The following is a 26,496-nucleotide window of genomic DNA, read 5'->3' as shown; positions in this document are numbered from 1 at the left end:
CCGCCGACAGCGCCGGCCGGGGGTGATCACTACGACGATCGGGGTGCGCGGCGTGCCCGCGGAGAATTGATCTCGGTAGGTTTCCTGCCATGAACAACTCCGCGTGCTGGGCCGACGGACCGCTGCTGGCCTTCGACCTGGAAACGACCGGCATCGACGTCGAGCACGACCGCATCGTGACCGCGACCGTCGTCGCGATCGAACCCGGGCGCGCGCCCGAGGTCCGCACGTGGCTGGCCGATCCCGGCGTCGACATCCCCGCCGAGGCCTCGGAGGTCCACGGCATCAGCACCGAGCACGCCCGCGCCCACGGCCAGCCCGCCGCGCGGGTCGTGGCCGACGTCGTGGACCTGCTGGCCCGCACCTGGAACGCCGAGACCCCGCTGTGCGCGTTCAACGCGCCGTTCGACCTGTCGCTGCTGCGCGCCGAGCTGCACCGCCACCACGACGGTGAACTGCGGTTGGGCGGACCGGTGGTGGATCCGCGCTGCATCGACAAGCAGCTGGACCGCTACCGCAAGGGCAAGCGCACCCTCAGCGCGCTGTGCGAGCACTACCGGGTCCGCATCGACGCCGCCCACGACTCCGCCGAGGACGCCCTGGCCGCCGCGCGGCTGGCGTGGCGGCTGGCCAAGACCTACAGCACCCAGATCGGCACCCGTCCGCTCGATGAGCTGCACCGCGATCAGGCCGGGTGGAACCGGGACCAGCAGCTCGACTTCGCCGACTACCTCGACCGGCAGGCCCGCCGTCCCGGCACCACCGACGAGGACGCCGCCGCGTTGCGCGCTCGCGCGGACGGCATCCGCGCCCGCGCCGAGCACTGGCCCCTGCTGCCGCTGACCGCTCCAGCGGCGTGACCGGCGTTCAGGTGTCCTCGACGCGCAGGACGCGCTCGATCAGCGTCTGCCAGCTGTCGGCCAAGCCGGGCCCGAGGCCCGGTGCCGGAGGCTCCGCGGACGGCGACAGGAACAGCAGCACCGGCCCCTCCAGCGCGGCCGCGAGCTGCAGGACGAGGCCCTCGGCTCCGGGCACGCCCGCTTCGTCGAGCAGCACCCGCAGGTGCAGCCGGGTCAGGCCGACCCCGGGGCCGACGCCGGGCTGGTCGGGTCCCGAGGCCGCCAGCGCGAAGGCGTGGTGCTCCAGCAGGTACGGGATGCGGGCCCGGCCGTAGGCGATGAGCCGCTGCGCGGGATCCGCGCCCGGCCCCAGTGGCGGCGGGCCGGACAGCACCCGATCCTGGAAGCGGCTCTCGTCGTCCTCCAGCAGGGCGCGGAAGATGCCCGCGCGGCTGCCGAAGCGGCGGAACACGGTGCCCTTGCCCAGACCGGCCCGCTCGGCCAGCCCGTCCATGGTCACCTTCTCGGTGCCGTGTTCGGCGATCATCGCGCGCGCTGCGGCCAGCAGGCGCTCGCGGTTGCGCGCGGCATCGGCGCGCTCGCCGCGCGGTCTCCCGAGGGGCACGACAGGCAGATCCACACGGGCGAACCTACCCCGAAACAAAAGCGGGGGACGGTCCGCTTATTGTGTCGGGGTGTGGCGAGGGACCACCCCGCCTCCCGTCTCAGCAAGGAGCCCCGCGATGAACCTTCTCCGCCTGGACGCCAGCATCCTGCCCACCACCTCCAGCAGCGCCCAGCTCGCCGACCTCGCCGAGGCCGAGTGGCACGCAGCCCACCCCACCTCGACGATCACCCGCCGTCACCTCGCGACCGACCCGCTTCCCGCCGAGGCGTGGGCCCTGGCCGCCACCGCCGGGTTCACCCCCGAGGCCGAGCGCACCGCCGAGCAGGCCGACGCGCTGCGGCTGGCCGCCGACCTCGCCGCCGAGCTGCAGCACGCCGACGCGGTGCTGCTGGCGGTGCCGCTGTACAACTTCGGCGTCTCCCAGCACGTCAAGACCTGGATCGACCTCATCATCGCGGGCGCCGGGCCCACCAATCCGGTGCTGGCCGAGACCCCCACCGCGCTCATCACCACCCTCGGTGGCGGCTACGGCCCCGGCACCCCGCGCGAGGGCTGGGACCACGCCACCCCCTACCTGCGGCGCATCCTCGGCGAGATGTGGCAGGCCGAGCTCACCGTCATCACACGCGAGCTGACCCGCGCCGCCAGCGATCCCGCGATGGAAGGCCTGCGCGACCTCGCCGACCAGCAGCACGCCAACGCCCAAGCCGCGGCCCGCGCCGCGGGCAAGGTCCTCGCCGGCCGCTGACCGTCAGCGCAGCCAGCCCCGGTGCAGCGCCGGGGACAGCTCGTGGGCGGCGGAGTTCGCGAGGTTCTCGGCGTCGTGCAGGTAGCCCTCGGTCGTCGACAGCGCCGCGTGCCCCAGATCGCGCTGGACCTGCCGGGGCTCGGCGCCGCGCGTGATCGCGTGGGTGGCGTAGGAGTGCCGCGCCGAATGCGGGTGGATCGTGTCCCGCAGCGGCGCGAGGTGCTCGGCCAGCAGCGCGGCCCGCTCCGTCGCCAGCAGCTCCCGCAGCGCCGGGGAGCGCGACCCGGACTCCGCACCGGAGGCGAACGTCGCGCACAACCTGCGCAGCAGCGCCTGCACGTGCGAGACGTGCACGCGCCGCCCGGTCCCGGTCAGGAACAGCGGTTCCGCGCCGCGCATCCCCGGCTGCTCCCGCAGCGCCGGGACCTGCGGTGGCGCGCGCACCGCGAGGTAGTCCTCGATCGCATCGGCGACCGGGGCCGCCAGCGCCACCAGCCGGTCCTTCGCGCCCTTGCCGTGCACCCGCAGCGACCCAGGCCCCGCCGCGGCGGGCCGGTGGTAGTCGGCGAGGTCGACCCCGACGAGTTCCTGCGCGCGCACCCCGGTGCCGATCAGCACCTCCACCATCGCCCGGTCCCGCGCACCGTGCCGGGAGTGCTCCGCGAGCAGGTGCGCGGCCGCCAGCAGCGCCCGGCACGCCTCGAACGACCACATCGCCGTGCCCGACGGGCCGCTCGAGCGGTTGAGGTGCTGAGCGGAGCGGTCCACCAGCGCCGCCGGGTTCTGGGTGACCAGGCCATCGCGCAGCAGGTACTTGCGGTAGAACGCCGAGACCGCCGAGAGCATCCGGGCCCGGGTCGCGTCCCGGTACCCGGCGCGCGCCAGCTCCTCCAGCCACCGCTCGACGTGCTCGACGCGGATCTCGTCGAAGGAGGCGAAGCCCTCCCGCACGCACCAGTTGAGCCATTCCAGGCCCGTCGGCTCGGCGCGCCGCGCCCGGCCGCGTCGGCGACCCGGCTCCGGCGCGCGGTAGCCGGGCACCCAGTCCAGCGGGATGCCCAGATCGGTGGCGTAGGCGAGCCGGGTGTTCAGGGACGTGTAGATCCGCAGGAACTCCGCGAAGCGCTCCCGGCCGGACTTGTCGGCCTCCCGCACGGCCATCTCGGTCATGGCGCTCCTGCCCCCGTTCGTCGTCCCGGCCCCGTGTCGCTCGTCGATCATGCAGCACGGTGGGAAGATCGGGCATCCCGGTACCGACGATCGCCGACTCCCCGCGAGGACTCCCCCATGACCGCGTTCCCCCTCGAACCCAGCCCGATCCACGTGCCCGAGCAGGTCCTCGAGGACCTGCGCACCCGCCTCGCGCTGACCCGCGCGCCCCTGGACGAGGACAACGAGGACTGGTCCTACGGAGTCCCCGCCAGCTACCTGCGCGAACTGGTCGGGTACTGGCGCGACGGCTACGACTGGCGCCGCGCCGAGGCCGCCATCAACGCCTACGAGCACTACCGCGTCGAGGTCGCCGGAGTGCCCGTGCACTTCATGCGCAAGCCCGGCCGCGGCCCCCGCCCGATCCCGCTGATCCTCACCCACGGCTGGCCGTGGACGTTCTGGCACTGGTCGAAGGTGATCGACCCGCTGGCCGACCCGGCGGCCTTCGGCGCCGACCCGGACGAGGCGTTCGAGGTGATCGTGCCGTCGCTGCCCGGCTTCGGCTTCCCCGGCCCGCTCACCGGGTTCCCGGACGTCAACTTCTGGAAGGTCGCCGACCTCTGGCACCTCCTGATGACCGAGACCCTGGGGCACGCGCGCTACGCCGCCGGCGGCTGCGACATCGGCGGGCTCATCTCCAGCCAGCTGGGCCACAAGTACGCCGGGTCGCTCCACGGCATCCACATCGGCTCCGGGTTGCCGCTGGACTTCTTCACCGGCCCCCGCGCCTGGGACTTCGCCCGCGGCCGCCCCCTGACCGGTGACCAGCCCGCCGAGATCCGCGACCGCATCGTCGAACTGGACCGCCGCTCGGCCTCGCACCTGGCCGTGCACCTGCTCGACGGCGCGACCCTGGCCCACGGGCTCAGCGATTCACCCGCCGGGCTGCTGGCCTGGCTGCTGGAGCGGTGGAACGCCTGGAGCGACAACGGCGGCGACGTCGAGTCCGTGTTCAGCCGGGACGACCTGCTCACCCACGCCACGATCTACTGGGCGAACAACTCCATCGCCACCTCCATGCGGTACTACGCCAACGCCAACCGGTACCCGTGGGCCCCCGCCCACGACCGAACCCCGGTCGTGCAGGCCCCGGTCGGTCTCACCCTCGTCGGCTACGAGAACCCGCCCGGTGTGCACACCACCGCCGAGCGAGTCCAGGCGTTCGAGAACGGTCCGCAAGCGGCCTGGTTCCACCACGTCAACGTCACCGCCCACGAGCGCGGCGGCCACTTCATCCCCTGGGAGAACCCCGAGGCCTGGGTGAGCGACCTGCGCCGCACCTTCCGCGGCCGCCGCCCCTGACCGGCGTTCTCGGACCCGCCGCCTCTTTCGTCACCGTGACCTAACCGGGCCATCTCCCGGTAAGGGCCAGTCGGCCCCGCCTCGGGCACCTAGTTTTTCGGCGGGTGACCCCGGCTGCTCCGCGTGCCCGATTTGCTCCGTTCGCAGGCTGATGCGGCGGCGCGGCACGTCCGAAATCGATCATATCCATAATCCTGGTTATCCATATGGTCCACACGAGACTCGCTGGACAGATCGGTTCTGGTTTTTAATCCAAAACCAGATGATAGAGTTCATTAACTGAAACCAAGATCGAGCGGGGAGCTGGGAGATGACGGTGCAGGATGCCGGACCCGAGGGCGATGAGACGGCCAACGGCGTGGCCGTCCCACAAGTGCCACCGGCGCGGCGCGGCAGCCGGGACGAACGCCGCGACGCCACGCTGCGCGCCCTCGCCGCCGGAGAGGAGGCCCGCTGCGCCTACTGCGGCGACCCGCTGCCGCCGCTGCCCTCCCGCGGCGGCCGCCCCACCCCCTACTGCGCGCCCGACCCGCAGCGCTACGGCCAGTGGGGCGCGAAAACGATCAGCTGCGCGATGCTCGACGAGCACCGCGAGATCTGGACCCGGGTCTACGGCCCCGACCAGCCCATGACTCACCTCGACGTGCACGCCCTCGACGAGCGCCTCACCGCGCTGCGCGACGTCCTCGACCCCACCCGCGGTGAGATCAGCGCCCTGCACCAGCACGTCACCAGCGAGTTGGACACCGCCCTGAGCGCCCGCGCCACCGCCGAGGCCGACCGCGAACTCGCGGCCGAGCAAGCCCGCGAGGCCATCGCCGACCGCGACCGCGCCCGGGACGAGGCGACCCGCACCCGACAGGAGGCCGAACAGGCCCGCGCGAGCCAGGCCGAAGCCGAGCAGCAGGCCACCCGGTCGGCCACCGAACGCGACGAGGCGCACGCCGCCCGCACCGCGGCCGACCGCGACGCCGAGCAGGCACGCGGCGACCGCCAGGCCGCCCTCGACCAGGCCGCCACCGCCCAGCGGCGCATCGCCGAACTCCAGGACGCCCTCGCCGCCGAGCGCGCCGACGCCCTCGAACGTCAGGAACGGCTGCGCCGCGACGCCGAGGAGACCCACCGCCAGGCCCGCGACGCCCTCGACGCCGACTGGCGCCGTCGCCTGCACGACCGCGAGACCCAGCTCGCCGACCGGATCGCCACCGCCCAGGCCGCAGCCGAGGCCCGCCACGCCGAACTCACCGATCGGCTCGCCCAGGCCACCCGGGACTACGCCGAGCACCTCGCCCCGCTGCACCAGCAGATCGCGGACCTGCACAGCGCCCTCGCCGACCAGCAAGCCGCCACTGCCGAAGCTCGCCGCGATCACGAGGAGCTGCGCACCCAGCTGCTCGGCCTCCTCGACGGCGACCGGAGCGCCGAACAACTCCGCGTCGACCTGCGCGCGCTAGCCGCCGCACCGGAGACCGAGGTCGAGCAGCCGGAACCGACCCCGGAATGATCGTCCGAACAGGACCGAAGACCAACCCTGAATTCGTCACGGTGACGATCTGGGCGCGGTGAATAATTCGTCGCGCTCGACCTCAGCGCGTGTCAGGATCGCCCGCATGTCGGTCGCCACCACACCCCAGCAACGCGCCGAGCGCACCACCCGGGCCGTGGCGGCGGCCACCGCCGCGGGCCGCGAACTCGGTCTCGACGTGCGCGAGGCCACGGTGCTGCACGACGTGTTCTCCGTCGTCGTGCACCTGGCACCCGCCCCGGTCGTGGTGCGGGTGCCGACCGTGCTGCCACCCGGCACCGACCCCGAGGTGCAGGCGGCGCGTCAGCGCATCGAGCTCGACGTCACCAGCTGGCTGCACGCCCGGGGCGCGCCCGTCGTCGCGCCCAGCCCGCTCGTGCCCCGCGAACCCGTGCGGCGCGATGGGTTCTCCATGACCTGCTGGCAGCACGTCGAGGCCGACAGCACCGCCGAACCCGACTACATCGGGCGCTGCCGCCTGGTCGCCGACCTGCACCGGGCGTTGCGCGACTACCCGGGCCCGCTGCCGTTCCTGGACTCCGCCGACCCCGGCATGATCACCAACGGCCTCGCCGACCTGGAACGGCGCCCCGATCTGCTCGCGCCCGCCGACCTGGAGCGGGCGCGACGGGAGTGGGCCGCGCTGGCCCCGCTGGTCACCTCCCGCGCCGGGTTCGAGGCCGCGTTCCCGGGAATCGAGCTGCAAGCGATCCACGGCGACGCGCCCGCCGTCAACATCCTCACCACCCCCGGTGGTGAGCTGTTCGCCGACTTCGAGCTCGCCACCCTCGGACCCGTCGAATGGGACCTGGCGTTCCTCGGCGCGGAGGGGGAGGCCGTCTACGACGCCGCGGCCCGCGAGCTCGGCCTGCGCCCTCTCGATGAGCGGGTGCTGCGCCTGGTCAACGCGGTCGGGATGCTGCGCTCGGTGGCCTGCCTCGCCCTCGCGCCGCAGCTGCCGATGCTCGCCGAGGCCGTCGCCCCGGCACTCGACCAGTGGCGCGGTGCCCCGTTCGCCGGGGGCCTCGCCGACTGACCGGTCAGGCCCCTGCTGAGCGGCTCCCCGCTTCAGCCCGGCGCACCGCGCGGCCGGTCCGGTCAGCGGGAGGGGAAGCGTCCGGTTCCGCGCAGGAACCGGGTGAACCGGCGCCACCGGCCGTCGCGAACCCCCGGCACCGTCACCGGGGCCGGGGCAGCGGGGCGGACCCGCTGCTCGTGCCAGTGCGCGACGAGCTCATCGACCCGCACCAGGCCGATCGGGACCTGCGGTCCGGTGGCGGTGCGCAGCCAGGTCGCGATCCGCCGGTTGAGCTCGGCGGCGGTGTCGCGCACCGCGCGCTCCGTGGGCAGCTCCCGCACCACCTCCGGGAGCCGCTCCACCTCCTTGCGCAGGCGCAGCGGGGTCGGCAGCAGCGCCTCCCCGGACAGGCCCTCGCGCTCGACGTAGCCCTTGACCCACCACAGCTCGTCGTGCGCCTCGCCAGCACCGGGAAGCGGTTTCCCAGCACCGGCGAGGTCGTCGAACTCGCCGCGTTCCTGGGCCACCCGGATCTGGCGGTCGATCCAGCTCTCGAACGTCATCGCGGCCGGCTTGCGCTCGGTCATGCCACCTCCCGCGTTTCGCCACGAGCCAGGATACGGCCACCCCGGGCGTGGTGGTCAGGTTCGCAGGTAGGACGCTCCGTTGACATCGAGCACCGCGCCCGAGGACCAGGCCGCGGCCGGAGAGGCCAGGTAGACCACGGCGGCGGCCACCTCCTCGGCGGCCGCGACCCGGCCGAACGGGCTCTGCCCCCGGATCTCGGCGCCCCGCTCGCCCTCCAACCGTTCCGCGACCCGCTCGGTGGCCACGAAGCCGGGCGCCACCGAGGACACCGCGATCCCGTGCGGGGCCAGCGCCACCGCCAGCGACTGGCCCATCGCGTGCAGCGCGGCCTTGCTCGCCCCGTAGGCGGGGTGCTCGGGCTCGCCCCGGAACGCGCCCCGGGAGCCGACGTTGACGATGGCGCCCGGCGCGCCGCGCTCGATCAGGTGCGCGGCGACCTGGTGGCTGAGGTGGGCCGCGCCGAGCAGGTTCACCTCCAGCGTCGAGCGCCACGCCGCCTGCCAGTCGGCGTAGGACGTGGTCGCGGGCGGGTGCGGGGTCATCACCGCCGCGTTGTTGACCAGCACGTCCACCGCGCCGAGCCCGGCGACCGCGTCGGTGACCAGCGAGGCGGCCTGCGCGGGGTCGGCGAGGTCGGCCCGCAGCAGCAGGTGCCCCGAACCCGGGAGCGACTCCACCGTGCGTGCGGCGTCCTCCGGCCGCGACGAGCAGTGCACGGCGACCCGGTCGCCGCCCGCCGCGAACGCGGCCGCGACGGCCCGGCCGATGCCCCGGGACGCGCCCGTGACCAGGATGCCCCGGCTCATCCGCGAGTCCGGGCGAGCAGCTCGACGATCTCCCCGGTGGTGCCGCGCTCGCCCAGGCGCGGGAAGATCCGCTCCACGCTGTTGCGGTGCTGCTCGGCGTCGAGGTCGGTCATCGCGTCGGTGGCCAGGACGACGTGGTAGCCGTGCTCGTGGGCGGCGCGGGCGGTGGACTCCACGCCCAGGCTGGTGGCGATCCCGCCGAGCACGATCTGGGTGACGCCGCGTCGGCGCAGCCGCACGTCCAGGTCGGTGCCGTGGAAGGCGCCCCAGTTCCGCTTGGTCACCACCACGTCCTGCGGATGCCCGGCGAGCTCGTCGACGATCTCGTCCCAGCCGTCGGGCCGCTGCCCACCGCGCCCGGTCTCGGTGCGGCCCGGGGGCGCGTCCGCGCCGTCGGCGGCGAAGCTGACCCGCACCAGCACCACCGGTGCGCCGTGCGCGCGGAACGCCTCCGCGAGCCGGGCGCCGCGCGCCACGACCTCGGCGGCCGGGTGCGGGGTGCCGCCGGCTCCGGCGATGCCCCGTTGCAGGTCGATGAGCACCAGGGCGGTGCGCGGGTCGAGGGTGCTGATGGGCATGGGAACTCTCCTGTTCTCCAGCGGGGGCTGTGAGCTCGCCGCGCCGAGGCGCCGGTGTGAGCGGTCCAGGACCGCGACCACCAGCAGCGGCGCGGCCGCGACGAGCACGAACCGGGCCAGGTCGTGCGTTTCGAGGGTCTCGGCCGCTCCGCTCAGCAACGCCGCGGCGGCGAGGATCGCCAGCACCGTCGGGTACCCGCGCGCCGAGCCGAGGACCGTCGGCGCGATCAGGCGCCGTTCGGCCCCCGTCGCGTCGGCCGGGGCGCTCACGGTTCGGCGATCCGCTCCAGCAGCGCCATCGCCTCGATGATCGTCTGCCGTTCGTCCTCGGTGCAGCGCTCCCGCAGCACGCGGGTGAGCCAGGCTCGGCGGGCTTGGCGGTCGTCCTCGGCCCGGCGGGATCCCGCCGCGCTGAGGGTGATCAGCTGGCGGCGGCCGTCGCCCGGATCGGGGCGGCGTTCGAGGAGACCGAGCTGGGAGAGAGCGGCCAGGGTGCTGGCCATCGACTGCGGGCGCACGCCTTCGGCGACCGCGAGCGCGCTGGCCGAGGAGCCGCCCTCCTTGCTCAACCGGGTGAGCACCGACAGCTGCGAGGAGGTCAGGTCCTCGTCCGCGGCGACCTCGCGCAGCCTGCGGCGCAGCCGGCTGAGCACCACCCGCACGTCGCGGCCCGCGCGCACCGCCGAACCGCCCTCCGGGTCTCCCGCCACGCCGCGACCCTAGTTCATCAGTCCAGGCTGTCCAGTTCCACCTGCGCAGTCCGGGCTGAACGGGATCGGGCGATCGGCGCGAACCGGACGCGACACCTGGTAGAAGGGCGGTATGAGCGAATCCCGCGTGCAGATCACCGATCGACCTGAGCGCCACCGCTTCGAGGCCACCGTCGACGGAGCCCTCGCCGGCTTCGCCGACTACGTGCGCCGCCCCGGCCGCATCGAGCTCACCCACACCGAGGTCGACCAGCGGCACCAGGGCAGGGGCGTGGCCGGACAGCTCGCCCGCGCCGCCTTCGGCAGCGCCCGGGAGCGCGGCGAGCAGGTGGTGCCGCTGTGCCCCTACATGGCCGAGTTCGTCCGCAAGCACCCCGATCAGCTCGACCTGCTCGGCGAGGACGACCGGGCCCGCCTCGCCCAGCCCCAGGGCTGAGCCCCACCGCCGCGCCCGGGCGGGCGCCGGTTCTCGCGGCGGTTCGAGGTCGCCGGGGCGCGGGCGGGCGCAGGCGAGTGCCGATGATCAACGCGATGCTGGCGCCCGCGCCTACTGTGGCGACGTGAGCAACATCGATCCCGCCCCCGACGAGCGCACCGTGTGCGACGGTCCGGCCGAGGGCGTCGAACAGGCCGTCGAACTCCTCGAACCCCGGTCCGTCCCGCTGGGCGGGCCCCGCGCGATGCCGGTGCGCCGGGTGCTGCCGCACCGCGATCGGCGGATGGTCGGCGCCTGGTGCTTCATCGACTCCTACGGGCCCACCGACGTCAACGCCGGACCCGGGATGCAGGTCCCGCCGCACCCGCACATCGGGCTGCAGACCGTGAGCTGGCTGCTCGACGGCGAGATCCTGCACCAGGACAGCCTCGGCAGCCGCAGCCTGGTGCGGCCCGGCCAGCTCAACCTGATGACCGCGGGCGCGGGCATCGCGCACTCCGAGCAGTCACCGCCCGCGCGCTCCCCCCACCTGCACGGGGTGCAGCTGTGGATCGCCCAGCCCGAGGCGCACCGGCACGGCGAGGCGCACTTCGAGCAGCACGACGCGCTGCCGACGCTCACCGCCCCCGGCGGCACCACCACCGTCATCAACGGCGAGCTCGGCGGTGCCGCCTCCCCCGCCCGCACCTGCAGCCCGCTGGTCGGCGCCGAGATCGCGCTGCGTCCCGGCGGCCAGGTCCGGTTGCCGCTGGAACCCGACTTCGAGCACGCCGTGCTCGCCCTCGCCGAGCCGCTGGAGGTCGGGGGAACCCCGCTGGGCACCGGAAGCCTGCTCTACCTCGGTCACGGCCGCCGCGAGCTCGCGCTGCGCGCCGAGACCGCCACCCGCGCCCTGCTCATCGGCGGGGTGCCGTTCGAGGAGGAGCTGGTGATGTGGTGGAACTTCGTGGCCCGCAGCCACGAGGAGATCGTCGAGGCCCGCCGCGGCTGGGAGGCCGAGCGCACCGGAACCGGAGCGGGCCGCTTCGGCGCGGTGGCCGGCTACGACGGGGACGCGCTGCCCGCCCCGGAACTGCCGGGTGCCCGGCTGCGCGCCCGGCCCCGGCACCGCTAGCCACCGACCCTTCCGCGCTGACGCGACCGCCCCCGGGCCACGCGGTCCGCCGGGGTGGCGGCGCGTCACCCCGGCCGGTGGTCACCGCTGGTGCGGGTGCCCGGCCCCGCGTCCCGGAGCCGGGCGCCCCTCGCCACGGTCCGTGAGCACGATGGTGCCCGGATCGGCCCGCAACGGCCGCCGCACCGCTCACGGTCGGCGACGATCGAACCGGTGTGGCGGGGAACGCATCCCGCTTCCGGCGCTAGCGGACGGACTGATCTCCGCAGTTGAGGGCCCCGTCGGGCACGGGGGGTGACAGCGCGCACCGGCTCGCCCACACTTCGCGCCCACTCGGGTGGTGCTTTACCGGTCCGTTACCGGTAGGGTCTGACGCGCCGGTGGCTTTCACCCACTGGTGGTACTGGCCGTTTGCTCCCCGCAGAGTCGATACGGATGACACTTCAAGACGATCTAGTTCGCCCCTGGTTCCAGCCGGCGGTCCCGCCCGAGCAGCAGGACCGTTCGCGGCCTGACGCAGGACCGGTGACCACTCGCTTCGTCGGAGAACTGCCCCTCGACGCGGCACCGGCTCCGCCCTCCTCCCCGCAGCACCCGACCGCCCGGCCCGAGGACTTCCTGGCGCGCCCGGAGGGCGCGGTGCCGCGGCCGGACCGGGTGGAGGTGACCCAGCCCTACATCCCGGCGATCCGGGATGAGCGGCCGGAGTTCGCCAAGCGGCTCAACCCCGATCCGACCCCCGCGCGGGCCGAGTCCGACACCGCCACCCCGCAGGGCACCCGGTCCGACCTGGCCCCGGTGGCCCCGTCGGCGGTCCCCGCGGCGGACGTCCCACCGGTGTCGGTGCCCGATCCCGACATCACCCCGGCGAGCCCGCCGCGGCGCGCCGCCGGGGTCGCCCCGGCCAAGCGCCGCAGCCTCGCCCGCCGCGTGGTGCGCCGCATCATCGGCCCCGACCTGCTGCGCAAGGACCCGCCGAAGCGGCGCCGCTGACACCCGGCCCGGACGCCAGCACCAGGCGTCCGGGCCGGGTCGTGCACGTTCCCCGGCGCGGGCCCGCCCCGAACGGGCCGGATCCGGGAGGAGAGCAGCGGTGACGTCGTTCGATCAGGTCGTGGCGCGGTTGCGCCGCGCGGGTTGCGTGTTCGCCGAGGACGAGGCCCGGCTGCTGCTGGCCGAATCCGGTGGCGGTGCGCTGGAGCCGATGCTCGCCCGCCGCGAGGCCGGTCTCCCGTTGGAGCAGGTGCTGGGCTGGGCGGAGTTCCTCGGCCTGCGCATCGCCCTGGACCCGGGCGTGTTCGTCCCCCGGCGCCGCACCGAGTTCCTCGCCCGCCAGGCCGTGCTCGCCGCCGAGCGGGCGGGAGCCGAACCGGTCGTGGTCGACCTGTGCTGCGGCTCCGGCGCCCTCGGTGCCGCCGTCCTCGACCGCCTCCCCCGCGCCGAGGTGCACGCCGCCGACCTCGACGACGCCGCGGTGCGGTGCGCCCGCCGCAACCTGCCCCCCGAGCGGGTGCACGCGGGCGACCTCGACGAGGCCCTGCCCGCCCGGCTGCGCGGCCGGATCGACGTGCTCGTGGTCAACGCCCCCTACGTGCCGACCGGGAGCCTGCCGCTGCTGCCTCCGGAGGCCCGCGAGCACGAGCCCCGCCTGGCCCTCGACGGCGGAGCCGACGGTCTCGCCCTGCACCGCCGCGTCGCCGCTGCCGCCCCCGCGCTGCTCGCCCCGGGCGGGTCGCTGCTCGTCGAGACCAGCCGCGAACAGGCCGGCGGGACGGCCGCCGCGATGAGCGGGCACGGCCTGCGCGCCCGCGTCCGAAGCGATGACGAGGTCGCGGGCACCGTCGCGATCGGCGTCCGCGACTGATCAACTCATGCGCACGTCGCCGTCCTGGCATCTGGAAGTCGTTGCACGGCAGGGGGACCCGGTCAGTAGGCTGGCACGTCGCCGCGACCTCGACCATCCACAGAGGACCCCGATGACGTTGATCACCGAGCCGGCCGGGCAGCCGGTGCTGACCGCGAGCGTGCGCCTCGCCGAGGACGGCGTGCACCTGCTCGACCGCCGGGTGTTCCCCTTCGAGCGCACCTGGGTGCGGGCCCGCGACCTCGAACAGGTCGCCCGCGCCATCGAGGACATGGTCACCCAGTCCAGCGGCCCGTACTTCGCCGCGCTGTGGGGCATGGCGCTGGCCGCCCGCCACGCCGCCGCCGACGAACCCGGCCGGGTCCGGGAACGGCTCACCGCGGCCGCCGAGCGGCTCATCGCCACCCGCCCCACCAACGACCACCCGCGCATCGCGGTCTCCTGGGTGCTGGCCGAGGTCGACGCCGCCCGCGCCCGCGGCGAGGACTCCCCCGAGCAGCTGGCCGCCGCCGCGCTCGCCGGGGCGCGCGCCGGGGACGCCGACTACCGGGCGCGCAGCCGCGCCATGGGCGAGGCCGCCGCCGCGCTGCTGCCCGACCGCGCCCGGGTGCTCACCCACTGCTGGGGCGACCTGTACCTGACCGAAACCGTCGCGGCCGCCCAGCGCGCGGGCAAGCAGCTGGAGTTCTGCTGCACCGAGACCCGCCCCTACCTGCAGGGCGCCCGGCTGACCGCGGAAACCCTCGCCGAGATGGGCGTGCCCACCACGCTGATCACCGACGGCATGGGCGCGGCCCTGTTCAGCGCCGGTGAGATCGACGCGCTGATCACCGCCAGCGACCGGATCACCCTCGACGGCCACGTCATCAACAAGGTCGGCACCCTGCAGCTGGCGGTCGCCGCCCACGCCTTCGGGGTGCCCTTCCACGCCCTGTGCCACGGCCCCGATCCGCGCGCCGCGACCGGCTCCGACGTGCCCATCGAGCACCGCGACGGCGACGAGGTGCTGCACACCCTCGGCCGCCGCACCGCCAGCGAGCGCGTCCGCGGCCGCTATCCGGCGTTCGACGTGACGCCGCCGAGGTTCGTCACCACCGTGGTCACCGACCGCGGCCCGTTCGCCCCGGACGCGCTGGCCGGGTACGCGAACGCCGAGCAGGAGGAGGAACGTCCGTGACCACCCCGGTAGCGGCCAGCTGGGTCGTGCTCGACATCGAGGGCACGCTGACCCCCACCAGCCAGGTCCACGAAGTCCTCTACGACTACGCCCGGCCCCGGCTGGGCCCGTGGATCGACGCCCACCCGCGTGATCCCGAGGTCGCGGACGCGGTCTCCGAGGTCCGTCGCGAGGCCGGTCTCCCCTCCGACGCGGGTACCGAGCGGGTCGTGGCGGTGCTGCACGAGTGGATGGACGCCGACCGCAAGGCCACCCCGCTCAAGACCCTCCAAGGCCTGATCTGGCAGCGCGGCTACGCCGACGGGGAGCTGACCACCGCGCTGTTCCCCGACGTCCCCGGTGCGCTGCGGCGCTACCGGCGGCGGGGGGCGGGCCTGGCGATCTTCTCCTCCGGGTCGGCGGCCGCCCAGATCGCCTCGTTCTCGCACACCACCGACGGGGACCTGCGCGGGCTGTTCACCCACCACTTCGACACCGCCAACGCCGGACCCAAGCGCGTCGCCGGCTCCTACCGGGCCATGACCGAGACGCTGGGCACCGAGCCGGGTCGGGTGCTGTTCGCCTCCGACGTGCCCGCCGAGCTCGACGCCGCCGCCGAAGCGGGCTGGCGCACCGTGGGACTGGCCAGGCCGGGGGAACCGTTCGGCGAAGCCGACTTCGGCCGCCACCGCGCCGTGGCGAGCTTCGACGACGTCGACGTCGAGGTCCCCGCGTGAACGCGGGCCCGGTGACCGCCGCCGAACTGGCCCGGGCCGGGGCGGCGCTGGCCGCCGAGTCCGCCCGGTTCGCCGAGCTCGGCTGGATGCGCGGCACCTCCGGGAACCTGTCGGTGGTGCTGCGCGACGATCCGCTGCGGCTGGCGGTCACCGCCAGCGGCCGCGACAAGGGCGAGCTCGTCGACCAGGACGTCGTCCTGGTCGACGCCGCCGGGGCCGCCGTCGCCGACCAGCCGAGTCCCGGTCAGCGCCCGTCCGCCGAGGCGGGGCTGCACGCCCGCATCGCCGCCACCACCGGCGCCGCCGCCGTGGTCCACGTGCACGTGCTCGCTCCGGTGCTGGCCGCCGAGCGGTGGCCGGACGGGCTGGTGCTGCGCGATCTGGAGATGCTCAAGGGGCTCGGTCGCGCCGCCCACGACGACGAGGTCACCATCCCGGTGGTGCCCAACTCCCAGGACATGACGCTGCTCGGCGACCGCTTCGCGCGGGTCCACGATCCCGGGATCCCGGCGCTGATCGTCGCCCGGCACGGGGTGTACGTGTGGGGCCGCGACCTCGCCCAGGCCCGGCACCGGGCGGAATGCCTGGAGTGGCTGGCGGCGTTCGCCCTCGCCGCGCACGGACGCCCGACCCCCATCGGATGAGGAGAACCGCATGACGCTGCTGACCGTCTGGGACGACACCGACCCCGCGCGAGCCGAGCTGCGCACCGAGGACGCCGCCGAGATCGGCGCGGTGCTCGGGGAGTTCGGGGTGCGCTTCGAACGCTGGGAACTGCGGGAGCTGCCCGAGGACGCGACCTCGGAGGAGGTGCTGGCGGCCTACCGCGCCGAGGTCGACCGGGTCATCAGCAGCGAGGGCTACATCAAGGTCGACGCCATCGCGATGAAGCCCTCCGCCGACCCGGAATGGCCCGCCCGGGCCGAGGCCGCGCGGGAGAAGTTCCGGTCCGAGCACACCCACGACGACGACGAGGACCGCTTCTTCGCCCGCGGCGCCGGGGTGTTCTACCTGCACCTGCGGGGCAAGGTGTACGCGGTGCTGTGCGAGGCGGGTGATCTGCTGAGCGTGCCCGCGCGCACCACGCACTGGTTCGACATGGGAACCAGCCCGGACTTCGTCTCGATCCGGTTCTTCCACGACGACGACGGCTGGATCGGGGAGTTCCTCGGCACCGACACCGCCGAGCGGTTCCCCGGTTTCGACGAGCTCATGGCCTCCCGCTGATCCGGCCGGGTGCCCGGCGCCGCGCGTGCGGGCCGCCGGGCACCCGGCGCGGGATCACGCGCAGGCGTCGACGATCACCTCGGCCCCGGCGGCCGCGCCCCCGGCGGTCTCCAGCTCGGCGCGGATCGCCGCCAGGTTGGCGCGGACGCCCTCGTCGGCGGCGACCTCCTCCACGGCGGCCAGCAAGCCCTGCGGGGTGACCTCGTCGTCGGTCAGCCGCCGGCCCAGGCCCAGCTCCGCGACGCGGTCGGCGTTGGCGGCCTGCTCCAGCATCTGCGGCAGCCCGATCATCGGAACCCCGTAGGCCAGCGCCTCCATCGTGGAACCCATGCCGTTGTGGGTGAGGAACGCGGTGGCGCGCCGCAGCACCCCGGGTTGCGGCAGGGAGGCCCGCACGTCGAAGTTCGCCGGGATCTCCCCGAGGTCGGCCGGATCCACCGAGCCGCCGATGGACATCGCGACCTGCCAGCGGGTGCCGCCGAAGGCCCGCAGGAACGTGCCGTAGAGGTCGGGGCGGTCGTTGAACGTGGTGCCGAGCGAGATGTAGAGCAGCGGCGCGTCCGGGTCGGCGGGCTCGTAGTCCTGCTCGGCGCGGCTGCCCAGGCAGGGACCGACGAAGTGGAAGTTGTCGTCGAAGGTGTCCGCGGCGATCTGGAAGGACCGGGGCAGGAACACCACGCTGGTCGTGTCCGCCACGGGGCGCAGCGGCATCAGGTCCCCGGTCAGGCCGTGCTCGGCGGCGAACTCGGCGAACAGGCCCTCGGCCCGCCGCAGCGGCTCGGCCGTCGGGTCGAAGCCCTCCGGCATCAGCTTGTCCTGCAGGGAAACCCGCTCGTTGGAGGCGAAGCTCGGCATCAGCGCCACCACCGGTACCCCGAGCTTCTGCGCCAGCACCCGCCCGACCGGGGTGAGCATGTCGAAGCACACCACGTCGGGCCGGTCGGCCTCGAAGCGCTCCAGCAGCACCGGCAGCGCGCTGCGGCACTGCCCGTGCATCCACTCGAGCATCCCGGCCATCGCCTCGACGGTCATCGTCATGCCCGGTTTCACGGACGGCAGCGCCATCGGCAGCTCGACACCGCTGCTCCCGGCGGCCTCCACCGTCTCGATCATGGGTGCCCCGGTGGCGTAGCTGACCCGGTGCCCGCGCCGCACGAGCTCCTCCACCAGCGGCAGCGTCGGGTTGATGTGGCCCTGCGCGGGCGCGGTGACCACGGCGATGTGCTTCTTCACGATTCCCCTAGCGGTGACGACGACACGGGTCCGTGCGGACCTCTCCGGTCGAGTCTGCCGCTCCTGATCTCCGGTGGTGACGGCCGGTGGTGCGGTGCTTCTCACACCCTCGGGCACCACCCCGGCACACCCCGTGACCGCCCGGGTCAGTCGCGGGTGAACGCGGTGGTCAGGATGTGGGCCTTCGCCGGGCCCGAGACCCGCCACCGCTGCCACCACGAGTCCGGGCCGGAGACCTCGAACTCACCCCGGTACAGGTCCGCGCGGCAGGGGTGCTCCACCAGCCAGCGCCCGGAGCGCAGGTCGAGGTCGTGGAAGAAGCCGCCGTGGTCGAAGTGCACCGAGGCGCGGCCCGCCTCCGCCAAGCGGTAGTGCAAGGTGCGGCGCGCCTCGCCGCGGTGGGAGCCCAGCACCAGCTCGCCGCGTTCCTGGTAGACCACCAGGTCGCCGTCCCGGGCGGTGAACTCCGATTCGCCCGCGAAACCCCCGAGCCGCGCCCCGCGGTCGTCGACGATGTCCCGGCGCAGCACCCAGCGGCCCGCGAAGAACTCCGCGAGATCGGCCACCGGGTGCGGCTCGGTCACGACGCGGCACCCGTGGAACCACCGACCACCGCGTCCGAGGACGCGTCGCGCGGCGGCAGCAGCGCCGAGACGTCGGAGCCGGTGTCGTTGACCTTCACCACGAACGGGCGCAGCTCGGTGTAGCGCACGACGCTCAGCGAGCAGGGGTCGACCACGATCCGCTGGAACCCGTCCAGGTGCAGGCCCAGCGCGTCCGCCAGCACCGACTTGATCACGTCGCCGTGCGAGCAGGCCACCCACACCGCCTGCGGGCCGAACTCCGCCGAGACCCGCGCGTCGTGCTCGCGGACCGCGGCCACCGCGCGCGCCTGCACCTGCGCCAGGCCCTCGCCGCCGGGGAACACCGCCGCCGACGGGTGCTGCTGCACCACCGACCACAGCGGTTCACCGGTCAGCTCGGAGACCTTCCGGCCCGTCCAGTCGCCGTAGTCGACCTCGGCGAGCCGCTCGTCGACCACGGGCTCCAGGCCGCGCGCCGCGGCGAACTCGCGCACCGTCTCGGCGCACCGCTGCAGCGGGGAGACGACCAGCGAGGACACCGGCACCTCCGCCAGCCGCCGCTGCAGGTCCGCCACTTGCGCGGTCCCCGCCGAGTCCAGCGCCACCCCGGGGCTGCGCCCCGCGAGGACCCCCGAGCCGTTCGCCGCCGACCGTGCGTGCCTGAGCAGGATGAGAGTCGCCACGGCACCCGAGGGTAGGCCCCGCGGCGGCCGGCTCCGAACCCCACCCGAGCACACCGGTGGCCCGGCACCCCCGGACACCGGGCCCCCGCGGGTCAACTCACCTCAGGGCTGCATGACGCCCGCGCCGAGCAGGGCGAACACCAGCAGACCGAGGGCGATCCGGTACCAGACGAACAGGTACACGCTGTGGCGCTCCACGAAGCGCAGCAGCCACGCGATGCAGGCGTAGCCGATCACGCCGGCCAGCAGGGTCGCCACCACCATCTGCGCCACCGAGGGCTGCAGGCCCGGGCCGCCGCCCTCGAACACGTGCGGGATCTCCGAGAGGCCCGCCGCGAAGACCGCGGGGATCGCCAGCAGGAACGAGAACCGCACCGCCGTCGCCCGGGTCAGCCCCAGCGCCAGGCCGGCGGTGATCGTTCCGCCGGAGCGGGAGACGCCGGGGATCAGCGCCAGCGACTGCGCCAGGCCCATCAGCACCCCGTCGCGCAGCGTCAGCCGGTCCTGCCCGCGCACCTGGCCGCCGAAGCGCTCCGCCAGGCCGAGCAGCACGCCGAAGACGATCAGCATCGCCCCGGTCACCCACAGGCTCCGCAGCGCGCCCCGGATGAAGTCCTGGAACAGCAGCCCCAGCACGCCGATCGGGATGCTGCCCACGATCACGAACCACGCGAGGCGGTAGTCCTGGGTGCGGCGCACGTCGGCGTCGACCAGCCCCTTGAACCACGTCGCGATCAAGCGCGCGATGTCCTTCGCGAAGAAGATCACCACCGCCAGCTCGGTGCCGATCTGCGTGACGGCCGTGAACGACGCGCCCGCGTCGTCACCGAAGAACAGCTCCGAGACGATCCGCAGATGTCCCGACGAGGAGATCGGCAGGAATTCGGTGAGCCCCTGGACGACGGCGAGCACCACGGCTTGCAACCACGACAACTGAACCCACTCCAGCACTCTTCGAGACGACCACCGGGAACGCCGGGGGCTGACCACCCCGCACCCGCAGATCCTGCAACACTCCCCGCGCCCCGCCGAGACCGCCCCGGCGCGGCGGTCACCAGCGCCAACGCCACCGCGGCGGTCCGCCGCGCCGGCCCCGGCGGAGACGAACTCTCGACGAACGCGGGGTGAAGGCTCGATGCTGGCCCGCCCGGGGTGGCCGATGTCATCCTGGAGGTCTCCCGTCCCGGCGCCCGGGGTGGGCCGCCGACCACCGCGCCAGATCAGGGATCCTGGAACCGCCACCGCCCGAACCGCGGGCCACCGCACCCGGAGGAGCCCCCCTTTGCGCCGACTGGTCGCCGCCTGCCTCACCGCCACCGTGCTCACCGGCTGCGGCAGCGTCGGCGCCGAGGATCCGCTGCAGGTCACCGACACGCTCGTGGCCGCCGCGCCCGCCCAGTCCCCCGCGGGCACCGCGGCCCCGGCGGGCCCCGTGCTGCCCGCCCCGCCGAGCGCGCTGACCGCGTTCCTGCCCGGCACCCTGGCCACCGCCTCCGGCAGCACCGTGTCGCTGCGCGATCCGCGCGACCTCGCCCGGCCGCCGCGCACCGTGGAGCTGCCCGCCCCACCCGCGACGCTGCGCCCCACCCCCGAGGGTGATCTGCTGGCCGCCGTGCCCGACGCCGACCTCGTCGCCCGCATCGACCCGGCCAGCGGCACCGCCGAACGGCTGCCGTACCCGGGTGGGCCGCTGGACGCGATCGCCGTGCCGGGCGGGCTGGCGGTGGCGCTGAGCCATCCCGCCGAGGTCCTGCTGCCCGGCGGGGCGCGGGCCACCGGGTTCTCCCGCCCCGCCGAGCTGGTGGCCGTGGACGGGCAGGTGCACGTCCTCGACACGCTCACCACGTCGCTCACGCCGCTGGACGCCGACGGGGAGAAGGAGGCCGCGCTGCGGGCGGGCGCCGGGGCCACCCGCGCGGTCGCCGACCGCTACGGACGGGTGCTGAGCGTGGACACCCGGGGCGAGGCGCTGCTGGCGTTCGCCACCGAACCGCTGATCATGAAGCAGCGCTACCCGGTGCCCGGTGCGCCGTTCGGTCTGGCCTACGACCCGGTGCGGGACCTGGCCTGGATCACCTTGACCGGTTCCAACGAGCTCGTCGGCTACGACGTCGCCGGCGGTGAACCCCGCGAGGTGCACCGGGTGCCGACGGTGCGCCAGCCCGATTCCGCGACCGTCGATCCCGCTACTGGAGCTGTGTACGTCGCCTCGGCCGCCGGGGCAGGACTGCAGGTGGTGACGCCATGATGGAGGACACCGATCCCGCCGGATCCCCGGTGCCCGCCGGTTCCGCTGCGACCGGCGGGCACCGCGAGGACGGCTGGGCCGACGAGAAGTGGGAGTACCGGCCCCTGCGGTTGCCCGCCGGGATCTCCCGTCCCAGCGCGGCGACCCAGCTGAGCATCCACGCCGAGTTCTCCGGCTGGGAGCTCTCGCGGGTGCTGCTGTACTCCGACGGCAGCCGGAAGGTGTGGTTGCGCCGCAAGCGCAGCACCCCGGGCGTGCCGGAACTGCTGACCTGACCCGGCCGGGGCGCACCGCCCCCGGACTCCGCGCTCGTCGGCGACGGCGCGCGGGCGCAGCGCCCCACCGCCGCCGGGAGCTCGACGGCGAGCGGTCAGGCCGGGTTGGCCGGCGGGCGCGCCCCGAGGCCGGGGCCGTTCTCCAACCGTTCAGCGAACTCGTGCCAGGAGTGGCACGCGCCCCTGGCCAGTTCGGCGACGACGCCCCGGCAGTGGGCCGGGACGTTGTCGAACAGCTCGGTCCACTCCTCCACCCCGCTGGTGTGGGCGTCCAGCCAGCGCAGCAGCGCACGGCCCGATTCGGTGAACCGCAGCGACGGATCCCGCTTCAGCGCACCCAGGATCGTCGAGCGATCCGCGGCCTGCGCCTGCGGGAGGTCGCGGCCGCCGGTGCTGCCCGGTCCGCCGCGCTCCTCGGCGGTCTCCTCCCGCGCGGCCTCGCGCAGCCGCGCCGGGACGGGGTTCTTCCCGCCGCGCAGGCGTTCCCGCACGTCGTGGGCGGTGGACGGGGAGATTCCCGCCGCCTTCGCGATCTCGCGCAGCGAGGCGTCCGGGCGGTCGCGCATGAGCTCGCTGGCCAGCATCCGGCCGGCGACCCCGTTCAGCGGCCGCGCCCTGCCGTCCCGCCCGACCCGGCTGGTGACCTGGGCGGCGCACTCGGAGGAGCGTCGGCGGATGGCGCCGACGGTGGTGGCGGCCAACCCGGTGACCGAGGCGATCTTGCGGTCGGACCACTCCGGGTGGCCGCTGATGATGCGAGTGGCCGCCGCGGTGCGATCGCGCAGGGACAGCGGCAGGCCGTGCGCGACGTTCGCCTCCACCGCGAGGACGAAGGCGTCCTCGGTGGCGCCGTCGTAGAACCGGACCTCGATCTCGCGCAGCCCGCGCGCCTCGGCCGCGCGCAGCCGGTGCATCCCGTCGATGACCCGCTTGGTCGACCGGTGCACGAGGATCGGTGGGAGGGCGGCCTTGACCTCCGCCAACGCGCGGACGTGGTGGTGGTTCACCCCGGCGACCCGCAGCTGTTCGGCCGGGGTCAGCGCCGCGATCGGCATCGTCGCGGTCTCGGCGGTCACCAGACGCGGCTCGTCGCCGCGCCTCTCCGGTGGCGAGAACGGCGGCTCGACCCGCCGGGACGCCACGAGTGCTTCACTGCTTGTCAACCCGTCCCCCAGATTGAGATATTCACTTCGACCTGCCCGCGAATGTGAACGCACGCGCTTCGTCGGCGCGCGCGAACACCGCGTCGCGACGTTGTTCCGCGGCGCGATGCCTTGAGTGGCAGTGCGGGCGATCCACCTATTCACCCCAGCGGGTGGATCGAGGTCATTATGGTCGGAGGTGGGCGGGCGAGCCAACCCCCCCGAACAGAGCAATCCCGCGCGGGAGGCAAACTGGGGCCATCTTCGCAGTTCAAGGGGTTGACTTCTGGTCTCGGCGGTCCCCCGGGGGTCTCGGAAAACGATTGCTCGTCTGTTTCTCCGATGGCTGCTACAGTTCGCCCGGGCCGCAGCGGATCGGTGTTCGACTGCTCGGCATGTTCGGTCGAACAGCTCCTCCGGGCAGTTCTCGAAATATCGCGTCACGACGTTTACCCGCATTTTCCCGCGTGCCAGGATCAGCCGATTCCCGCTACTCGCGCACAGGATCGGAAACGTCATGGAGAATGGTTTCTGGCAGGGCCGGACCGTCTTGGTCACCGGCGGGAGGGGGTTCATCGGCGCGCATTTCGCCGAAGTTCTCACCGCCGCCGGCGCCCGCGTGCTGTCGCTGCACCGCGGCCCGGCGTCCGACGGTGCCGGGCACCGGGAGATCCGCATCGACCTGCTGTCGAGCGTCGAGGTGGAAGCGCTGTTCCGCTACGTCGGAGCGGAGGTGGACGTCCTGATCCACTGCGCGGGCATCGACGGCAACGGCGAATTCAAGAAGCGCAATTTCGGCACGATCCTCGACGCCAACACCCGCATCGCCTCGAACGTGCTCAACGCCGCCCGGGACCACCGCATCGGCACGGTCGTGCTGCTGAGCTCCGCCGAGATCTACACCGGTGGCGGGGCCGGGGCGCTGCGCGAGGAGGACGACTACCGGACCAGCCTGGCGCTCGACGGCGACGGCTACGCGCTGTCGAAGATCTTCGCGGAGCTGCTCGCCGACGCCTACCGCAAGCAGTTCGGGATGCGGGTCCTGCTCGCCCGGCCGAGCAACGTCTACGGCCCCGGCGACGGCACCGATCCGCGGGTGCAGCGGGTGATCCCCGCCATGATGGGCCGCATCGCCCGCGGTGAGCCGATCACGATCTGGGGCGACGGGCAGCAGCGCCGCTCCTTCCTGCACGTCCGGGACCTCGTGCGGGCCGTGCTGGGCGCGGTCGCCACCAGCGGGCCGGAGACCTTCAACGTCGCCGGAGCCGGTTCGGTCTCGCTGCTGGAGCTGGCCAGGCTGCTGCACCGGGAGTTCGGCGCGGTCGAGCGAATCGAGCTCGACCCCGACAAACCGGCCGGCGCGCGGCTCCCCGAGCTCGACACCGGCCGGATCACCTCCGCGCTCGGGTTCGTCCCGCGCCCGCTGGAGGAGGGGCTCGCCGAGACCGTGCGCTGGTACCGGGAGAACTTCGTCGGCGGCCGCGCCTGAACGCGCGCCGCGCGGCCGCTGGTTCGCGGCGGGGCGGCGCGCGGAGCCCCGGCACGCCGGGTCAGGCGGGCCGCTCGCGGCCCAGCCACCTCGGGATCGAACCCTCGGCGTTGCGGCCCTTCTCCAGGAAGACCAGGTTGTGGTAGAAGTGCGCGCCGACGATCGTGCGGTCGAACTCGGAGGTCTCGCGCGCGCCGGCGGGCAGGAACTCCTCGTGGTTGAGCCCGTCGAGCAGCTGCTTGAGGAAACCCATCGTGGTGGCCGGGTCCCCGGGGTCCTCCGAGCTGCCGCCGTAGGCGGGCCAGTAGGAGGTCTGCAGGTCCTCGATGACGTAGAGGCCACCGGGCGCCAGCAGCGGGAACAGCGCGCGGAAGCTGCTGATCACGTCCGGGCAGTAGTGGCTGCCGTCGTCGATGACCACGTCCACCGGGCCGATCTCGCCGGCCAGCTCCGCCAGGAAGTCCACATCGGACTGATCGCCCCGGATCGGGTAGAGCCGCTGCTCGGCCAGCGGGCTCTTGTCGACGACGTCCACCCCGTACACCAGCGCGCGGGGGAAGAACCGCTTCCACATCCGCAGCGAGCCACCGCCCGCGGCCGGATCGTCGTAACCACCGATGCCGAGTTCGAGCACCGTCAGCGGCCGGTCCCGCAGCGGGCCGAAGTGCCGCTCGTAGTGCGGGGCGTAGAAGTGCAGCCCCCACTTGTCCGAACCGGAGCGCAGCGACAGCCCCGACAGGTCCAGCGGTTGCTCGGCGGCGCCGCTGAGCAGGTGCTGCACCACCGGCAGCACGTGCATGCCCGCGCTGAGCGCGGCGGGGTCCTCGAAGTCGCGCCAGGTGATGCGACGCTCCGGTTCGCCGCCGGCGCCGCGGGGGCCGAACACGGCGCGGACCAGTTGCGCCAGGTCGAGCTCGACGGTGGCGTGCGCGTCGGCGGCGGAGTCCGGGTCATCGACGGTCACCGTCGCCCCGGTGTCCGCGGCCCGCACTGCGCAGGTCGTGACCTCGCCGTCGAGCGCCAGCTCCAACCGCACCAGGACCGGGTGCCGCGCCAGCTGCGGGAGGGCGCCCAGCTCCGCCCGGTGCACCAGCTCGTCGGCCAGCACCCCGGCGACCCAGCGGCGGCCGAGCTCGCCGACGACCTCCCGGATCCGCTCCGTACCGCCGCCCGCGGCCAAGATCAACGTGCGCAGTCGTGCCGCCTGCTCGCTGGATCGCATGAGGTCTTCCCATCCTGTCGCGGAACGCGGGACGAAATCCGGTGCGCGGTGGCATCCCCGCGGGCACCGGCCGCGCTCGACGGGCGCGGTCGCGGGAAAGCTACGCAGCCCTCGGCGGGGAGGCAACGACGGCGCTGGGGAACCAATCGACCGCTGCCCGCCCCGTTCGGGATCGACGTTGACAGCCGAGGCGAGCGCTCCCGAAGATCTGCTCGACGTTCGGGCCGCGGCTCCCTCGCGCGTTCCGCCGACACCCCGCCGTGAGGAGATGACCGGATGAGCAACGTGGTTTCGGCCCCGGAGGACACCGCGGCGGTGGCCGCTCGCGACGCCTACCTCGATCTGCTCAAGCGCTGCCTGACGCGGTACGCCGACGGCGAGACGTTCCTGGGCGCCCCGCTGCGGAAGCCGACCTGGGCCACCGACGACAGCACGACCGTCGCGGACCTGGAGGAAGGCCGGTACGCGCACCAGGACGCCGATACGATGCTCGGCTGGAAGCGGCTGGAGGACCTGCGCGGCTGCGTGGAGCGGGTGCTGACCGATCAGGTCCCCGGTGACCTGGTGGAGACCGGGGTGTGGCGGGGCGGCGCGTGCATGTACATGCGCGGGGTGCTGCGGGCCTGGGGCGTGCGGGACCGGAACGTGTGGGTCGCCGACTCGTTCAACGGGTTCCCGACACCCGATCTGGAGCACTACCCGGCCGACGAGCGCTTCGCGAGCCCGCTCGCGCAGCAGTCGCTGGACTCCATGCCCTACTCGCACTCCATCGGCCTGGAGGAGGTCCGCTCGCGGTTCCGGCGCTACGACCTGCTGGACGAGCAGGTGCGCTTCCTGCCCGGCTACTTCCGCGACACGATCCCGCAGGCGCCGATCGAGCGGATCGCGGTGCTGCGGCTGGACGGCGACCTGTACGAGTCCACGGACGTCGTGCTGCGCCACCTCTACGACCGGTTGTCGGTCGGCGGGTTCTGCGTCATCGACGACTTCAGCCTCGAACCGTGCGTGCGCGCGGTCGAGGACTTCCGCGCGGAACGCGGCATCACCGATCCGATCGAGCAGATCGACTGGACCGGCGTCCGCTGGCGCAAGACCCGCGGCTGAGCGGTGCGGGTGGACGTCGCGGCACTGG

General features: G+C 74.1%; 29 protein-coding genes. 17 read left to right on the top strand and 12 right to left on the bottom strand.

All coding sequences use genetic code 11. The features are described 5' to 3' along the window. Positions 1–89 precede the first annotated feature (89 nt). The gene (locus tag ACL03H_RS11455; RefSeq protein ID WP_412811144.1) at positions 90–860 is read left to right on the top strand and encodes an exonuclease domain-containing protein; all 771 of its coding nucleotides are present in this window, start codon (positions 90–92) and stop codon (positions 858–860) included. 7 nt (positions 861–867) lie between these two features. Here the strand turns inward: ACL03H_RS11455 and ACL03H_RS11450 are convergent, their stop codons facing one another. Then, positions 868–1,464, bottom strand: coding sequence for a TetR/AcrR family transcriptional regulator (locus ACL03H_RS11450; protein WP_412811143.1), 597 nt, complete (start codon positions 1,462–1,464; stop codon positions 868–870). A 118-nt stretch (positions 1,465–1,582) separates the two neighbouring features. On the opposite strand from ACL03H_RS11450, the gene ACL03H_RS11445 reads away from it, so the two are divergent. Further along, the gene (locus ACL03H_RS11445; RefSeq protein ID WP_412811142.1) at positions 1,583–2,215 is read left to right on the top strand and encodes an FMN-dependent NADH-azoreductase; all 633 of its coding nucleotides are present in this window, start codon (positions 1,583–1,585) and stop codon (positions 2,213–2,215) included. A 3-nt stretch (positions 2,216–2,218) separates the two neighbouring features. Here ACL03H_RS11445 and ACL03H_RS11440 read toward each other — a convergent pair whose 3' ends face one another. Continuing rightward, positions 2,219–3,385 carry a tyrosine-type recombinase/integrase gene (locus ACL03H_RS11440; protein WP_412811141.1) on the bottom strand — a complete coding sequence of 389 codons (1,167 nt, stop codon included), beginning with the start codon at positions 3,383–3,385 and terminating at the stop codon, positions 2,219–2,221. A gap of 117 nt (positions 3,386–3,502) precedes the next feature. Here ACL03H_RS11440 and ACL03H_RS11435 point away from each other — a divergent pair, with 117 nt between their 5' ends. The 3 genes from ACL03H_RS11435 to ACL03H_RS11425 all read left to right on the top strand — a co-directional run bounded on the left by ACL03H_RS11435 (position 3,503) and on the right by ACL03H_RS11425 (position 7,290). Continuing rightward, positions 3,503–4,729, top strand: coding sequence for an epoxide hydrolase family protein (locus ACL03H_RS11435; protein ID WP_412811140.1), 1,227 nt, complete (start codon positions 3,503–3,505; stop codon positions 4,727–4,729). Between the two features lie 310 nt (positions 4,730–5,039). Then, positions 5,040–6,233, top strand: coding sequence for a coiled-coil domain-containing protein (locus ACL03H_RS11430; RefSeq protein ID WP_412811139.1), 1,194 nt, complete (start codon positions 5,040–5,042; stop codon positions 6,231–6,233). A gap of 106 nt (positions 6,234–6,339) precedes the next feature. Next, complete coding sequence (locus ACL03H_RS11425; protein ID WP_412811138.1) at positions 6,340–7,290, top strand: phosphotransferase; 951 nt, start codon at positions 6,340–6,342, stop codon at positions 7,288–7,290. 62 nt (positions 7,291–7,352) lie between these two features. Here the strand turns inward: ACL03H_RS11425 and ACL03H_RS11420 are convergent, their stop codons facing one another. The 4 genes from ACL03H_RS11420 to ACL03H_RS11405 are packed head-to-tail and all read right to left on the bottom strand — an operon-like array spanning position 7,353 to position 9,954. Further along, positions 7,353–7,859 carry a DnaJ family domain-containing protein gene (locus tag ACL03H_RS11420; RefSeq protein WP_412811137.1) on the bottom strand — a complete coding sequence of 169 codons (507 nt, stop codon included), beginning with the start codon at positions 7,857–7,859 and terminating at the stop codon, positions 7,353–7,355. A 54-nt stretch (positions 7,860–7,913) separates the two neighbouring features. Further along, positions 7,914–8,666 (bottom strand): SDR family NAD(P)-dependent oxidoreductase, encoded by a 753-nt coding sequence (locus tag ACL03H_RS11415; protein ID WP_412811136.1) that lies wholly within the window; start codon positions 8,664–8,666, stop codon positions 7,914–7,916. Beyond that, positions 8,663–9,514, bottom strand: a complete 852-nt coding sequence (locus tag ACL03H_RS11410; RefSeq protein WP_412811135.1) for a hydrolase — start codon at positions 9,512–9,514, stop codon at positions 8,663–8,665. The genes ACL03H_RS11415 and ACL03H_RS11410 overlap by 4 nt, the downstream gene beginning before the upstream one ends. Next, a complete protein-coding gene (locus ACL03H_RS11405; RefSeq protein ID WP_412811134.1) occupies positions 9,511–9,954 on the bottom strand; it encodes a MarR family winged helix-turn-helix transcriptional regulator in 444 nt (147 codons plus the stop codon). Before ACL03H_RS11405 ends, ACL03H_RS11410 begins: the two co-directional genes overlap by 4 nt. 112 nt (positions 9,955–10,066) lie before the next feature. Between ACL03H_RS11405 and ACL03H_RS11400 the strand changes: the two genes are divergently transcribed. The 8 genes from ACL03H_RS11400 (at position 10,067) to ACL03H_RS11365 (ending at position 16,488) form a co-directional block, all read left to right on the top strand. Continuing rightward, the gene (locus ACL03H_RS11400; RefSeq protein ID WP_412811133.1) at positions 10,067–10,390 is read left to right on the top strand and encodes a GNAT family N-acetyltransferase; all 324 of its coding nucleotides are present in this window, start codon (positions 10,067–10,069) and stop codon (positions 10,388–10,390) included. Positions 10,391–10,514: 124 nt separating this feature from the next. Further along, on the top strand, positions 10,515–11,504 hold the full coding sequence (locus ACL03H_RS11395) for a pirin family protein (RefSeq protein ID WP_412811132.1): 990 nt from the start codon (positions 10,515–10,517) through the stop codon (positions 11,502–11,504). Between the two features lie 525 nt (positions 11,505–12,029). Next, positions 12,030–12,497: a hypothetical protein gene (locus ACL03H_RS11390; RefSeq protein ID WP_412811131.1), complete on the top strand. Its 468-nt coding sequence runs from the start codon at positions 12,030–12,032 to the stop codon at positions 12,495–12,497. 100 nt (positions 12,498–12,597) lie between these two features. Then, on the top strand, positions 12,598–13,368 hold the full coding sequence (locus tag ACL03H_RS11385; protein ID WP_412811130.1) for a putative protein N(5)-glutamine methyltransferase: 771 nt from the start codon (positions 12,598–12,600) through the stop codon (positions 13,366–13,368). Positions 13,369–13,480: 112 nt separating this feature from the next. Next, positions 13,481–14,545 (top strand): s-methyl-5-thioribose-1-phosphate isomerase, encoded by a 1,065-nt coding sequence (locus tag ACL03H_RS11380; RefSeq protein WP_412811129.1) that lies wholly within the window; start codon positions 13,481–13,483, stop codon positions 14,543–14,545. Continuing rightward, a complete protein-coding gene (gene mtnC, locus ACL03H_RS11375) occupies positions 14,542–15,261 on the top strand; it encodes an acireductone synthase (protein WP_412811128.1) in 720 nt (239 codons plus the stop codon). The genes ACL03H_RS11380 and mtnC overlap by 4 nt, the downstream gene beginning before the upstream one ends. Next, the gene (mtnB, locus tag ACL03H_RS11370; protein ID WP_412811127.1) at positions 15,258–15,905 is read left to right on the top strand and encodes a methylthioribulose 1-phosphate dehydratase; all 648 of its coding nucleotides are present in this window, start codon (positions 15,258–15,260) and stop codon (positions 15,903–15,905) included. Before mtnC ends, mtnB begins: the two co-directional genes overlap by 4 nt. A 10-nt stretch (positions 15,906–15,915) precedes the next feature. Then, positions 15,916–16,488, top strand: coding sequence for a 1,2-dihydroxy-3-keto-5-methylthiopentene dioxygenase (locus ACL03H_RS11365; protein ID WP_412811126.1), 573 nt, complete (start codon positions 15,916–15,918; stop codon positions 16,486–16,488). A gap of 54 nt (positions 16,489–16,542) precedes the next feature. Here ACL03H_RS11365 and ACL03H_RS11360 read toward each other — a convergent pair whose 3' ends face one another. The 4 genes from ACL03H_RS11360 to ACL03H_RS11345 all read right to left on the bottom strand — a co-directional run bounded on the left by ACL03H_RS11360 (position 16,543) and on the right by ACL03H_RS11345 (position 19,921). Beyond that, complete coding sequence (locus ACL03H_RS11360) at positions 16,543–17,721, bottom strand: macrolide family glycosyltransferase (RefSeq protein ID WP_412811125.1); 1,179 nt, start codon at positions 17,719–17,721, stop codon at positions 16,543–16,545. A 146-nt stretch (positions 17,722–17,867) separates the two neighbouring features. Continuing rightward, complete coding sequence (locus ACL03H_RS11355) at positions 17,868–18,305, bottom strand: DUF6314 family protein (protein ID WP_412811124.1); 438 nt, start codon at positions 18,303–18,305, stop codon at positions 17,868–17,870. Continuing rightward, complete coding sequence (locus tag ACL03H_RS11350; protein ID WP_412811123.1) at positions 18,302–18,988, bottom strand: histidine phosphatase family protein; 687 nt, start codon at positions 18,986–18,988, stop codon at positions 18,302–18,304. Before ACL03H_RS11350 ends, ACL03H_RS11355 begins: the two co-directional genes overlap by 4 nt. A 102-nt stretch (positions 18,989–19,090) precedes the next feature. After that, the gene (locus ACL03H_RS11345) at positions 19,091–19,921 is read right to left on the bottom strand and encodes an undecaprenyl-diphosphate phosphatase (protein ID WP_412811122.1); all 831 of its coding nucleotides are present in this window, start codon (positions 19,919–19,921) and stop codon (positions 19,091–19,093) included. A gap of 349 nt (positions 19,922–20,270) precedes the next feature. On the opposite strand from ACL03H_RS11345, the gene ACL03H_RS11340 reads away from it, so the two are divergent. Both ACL03H_RS11340 and ACL03H_RS11335 read left to right on the top strand, forming a co-directional pair. Continuing rightward, on the top strand, positions 20,271–21,236 hold the full coding sequence (locus ACL03H_RS11340; protein WP_412811121.1) for a hypothetical protein: 966 nt from the start codon (positions 20,271–20,273) through the stop codon (positions 21,234–21,236). Between the two features lie 29 nt (positions 21,237–21,265). Beyond that, entirely contained in the window at positions 21,266–21,511 is a 246-nt protein-coding gene (locus ACL03H_RS11335; protein WP_412811185.1) for a DUF5703 family protein, read from the top strand. A gap of 95 nt (positions 21,512–21,606) precedes the next feature. Here the strand turns inward: ACL03H_RS11335 and ACL03H_RS11330 are convergent, their stop codons facing one another. Further along, entirely contained in the window at positions 21,607–22,587 is a 981-nt protein-coding gene (locus ACL03H_RS11330) for a ParB/RepB/Spo0J family partition protein (RefSeq protein WP_412811120.1), read from the bottom strand. Between the two features lie 583 nt (positions 22,588–23,170). Here ACL03H_RS11330 and ACL03H_RS11325 point away from each other — a divergent pair. Next, on the top strand, positions 23,171–24,142 hold the full coding sequence (locus ACL03H_RS11325; RefSeq protein ID WP_412811119.1) for an NAD-dependent epimerase/dehydratase family protein: 972 nt from the start codon (positions 23,171–23,173) through the stop codon (positions 24,140–24,142). A 61-nt stretch (positions 24,143–24,203) separates the two neighbouring features. On the opposite strand, the gene ACL03H_RS11320 is transcribed toward ACL03H_RS11325, so the two are convergent. Next, complete coding sequence (locus tag ACL03H_RS11320; RefSeq protein ID WP_412811118.1) at positions 24,204–25,364, bottom strand: class I SAM-dependent methyltransferase; 1,161 nt, start codon at positions 25,362–25,364, stop codon at positions 24,204–24,206. 276 nt (positions 25,365–25,640) lie between these two features. Here ACL03H_RS11320 and ACL03H_RS11315 point away from each other — a divergent pair, with 276 nt between their 5' ends. Then, positions 25,641–26,468 (top strand): TylF/MycF/NovP-related O-methyltransferase, encoded by an 828-nt coding sequence (locus ACL03H_RS11315; RefSeq protein ID WP_412811117.1) that lies wholly within the window; start codon positions 25,641–25,643, stop codon positions 26,466–26,468. Positions 26,469–26,496: the final 28 nt, after the last annotated feature.

This window comes from Saccharopolyspora antibiotica, from assembly GCF_047200635.1.
Classification (GTDB): Bacteria; Actinomycetota; Actinomycetes; order Mycobacteriales; family Pseudonocardiaceae; genus Saccharopolyspora_C.
The sequence above is the reverse complement of the archived record's forward strand: the minus strand, read 5'-3'. Positions and strand labels throughout refer to the sequence as shown.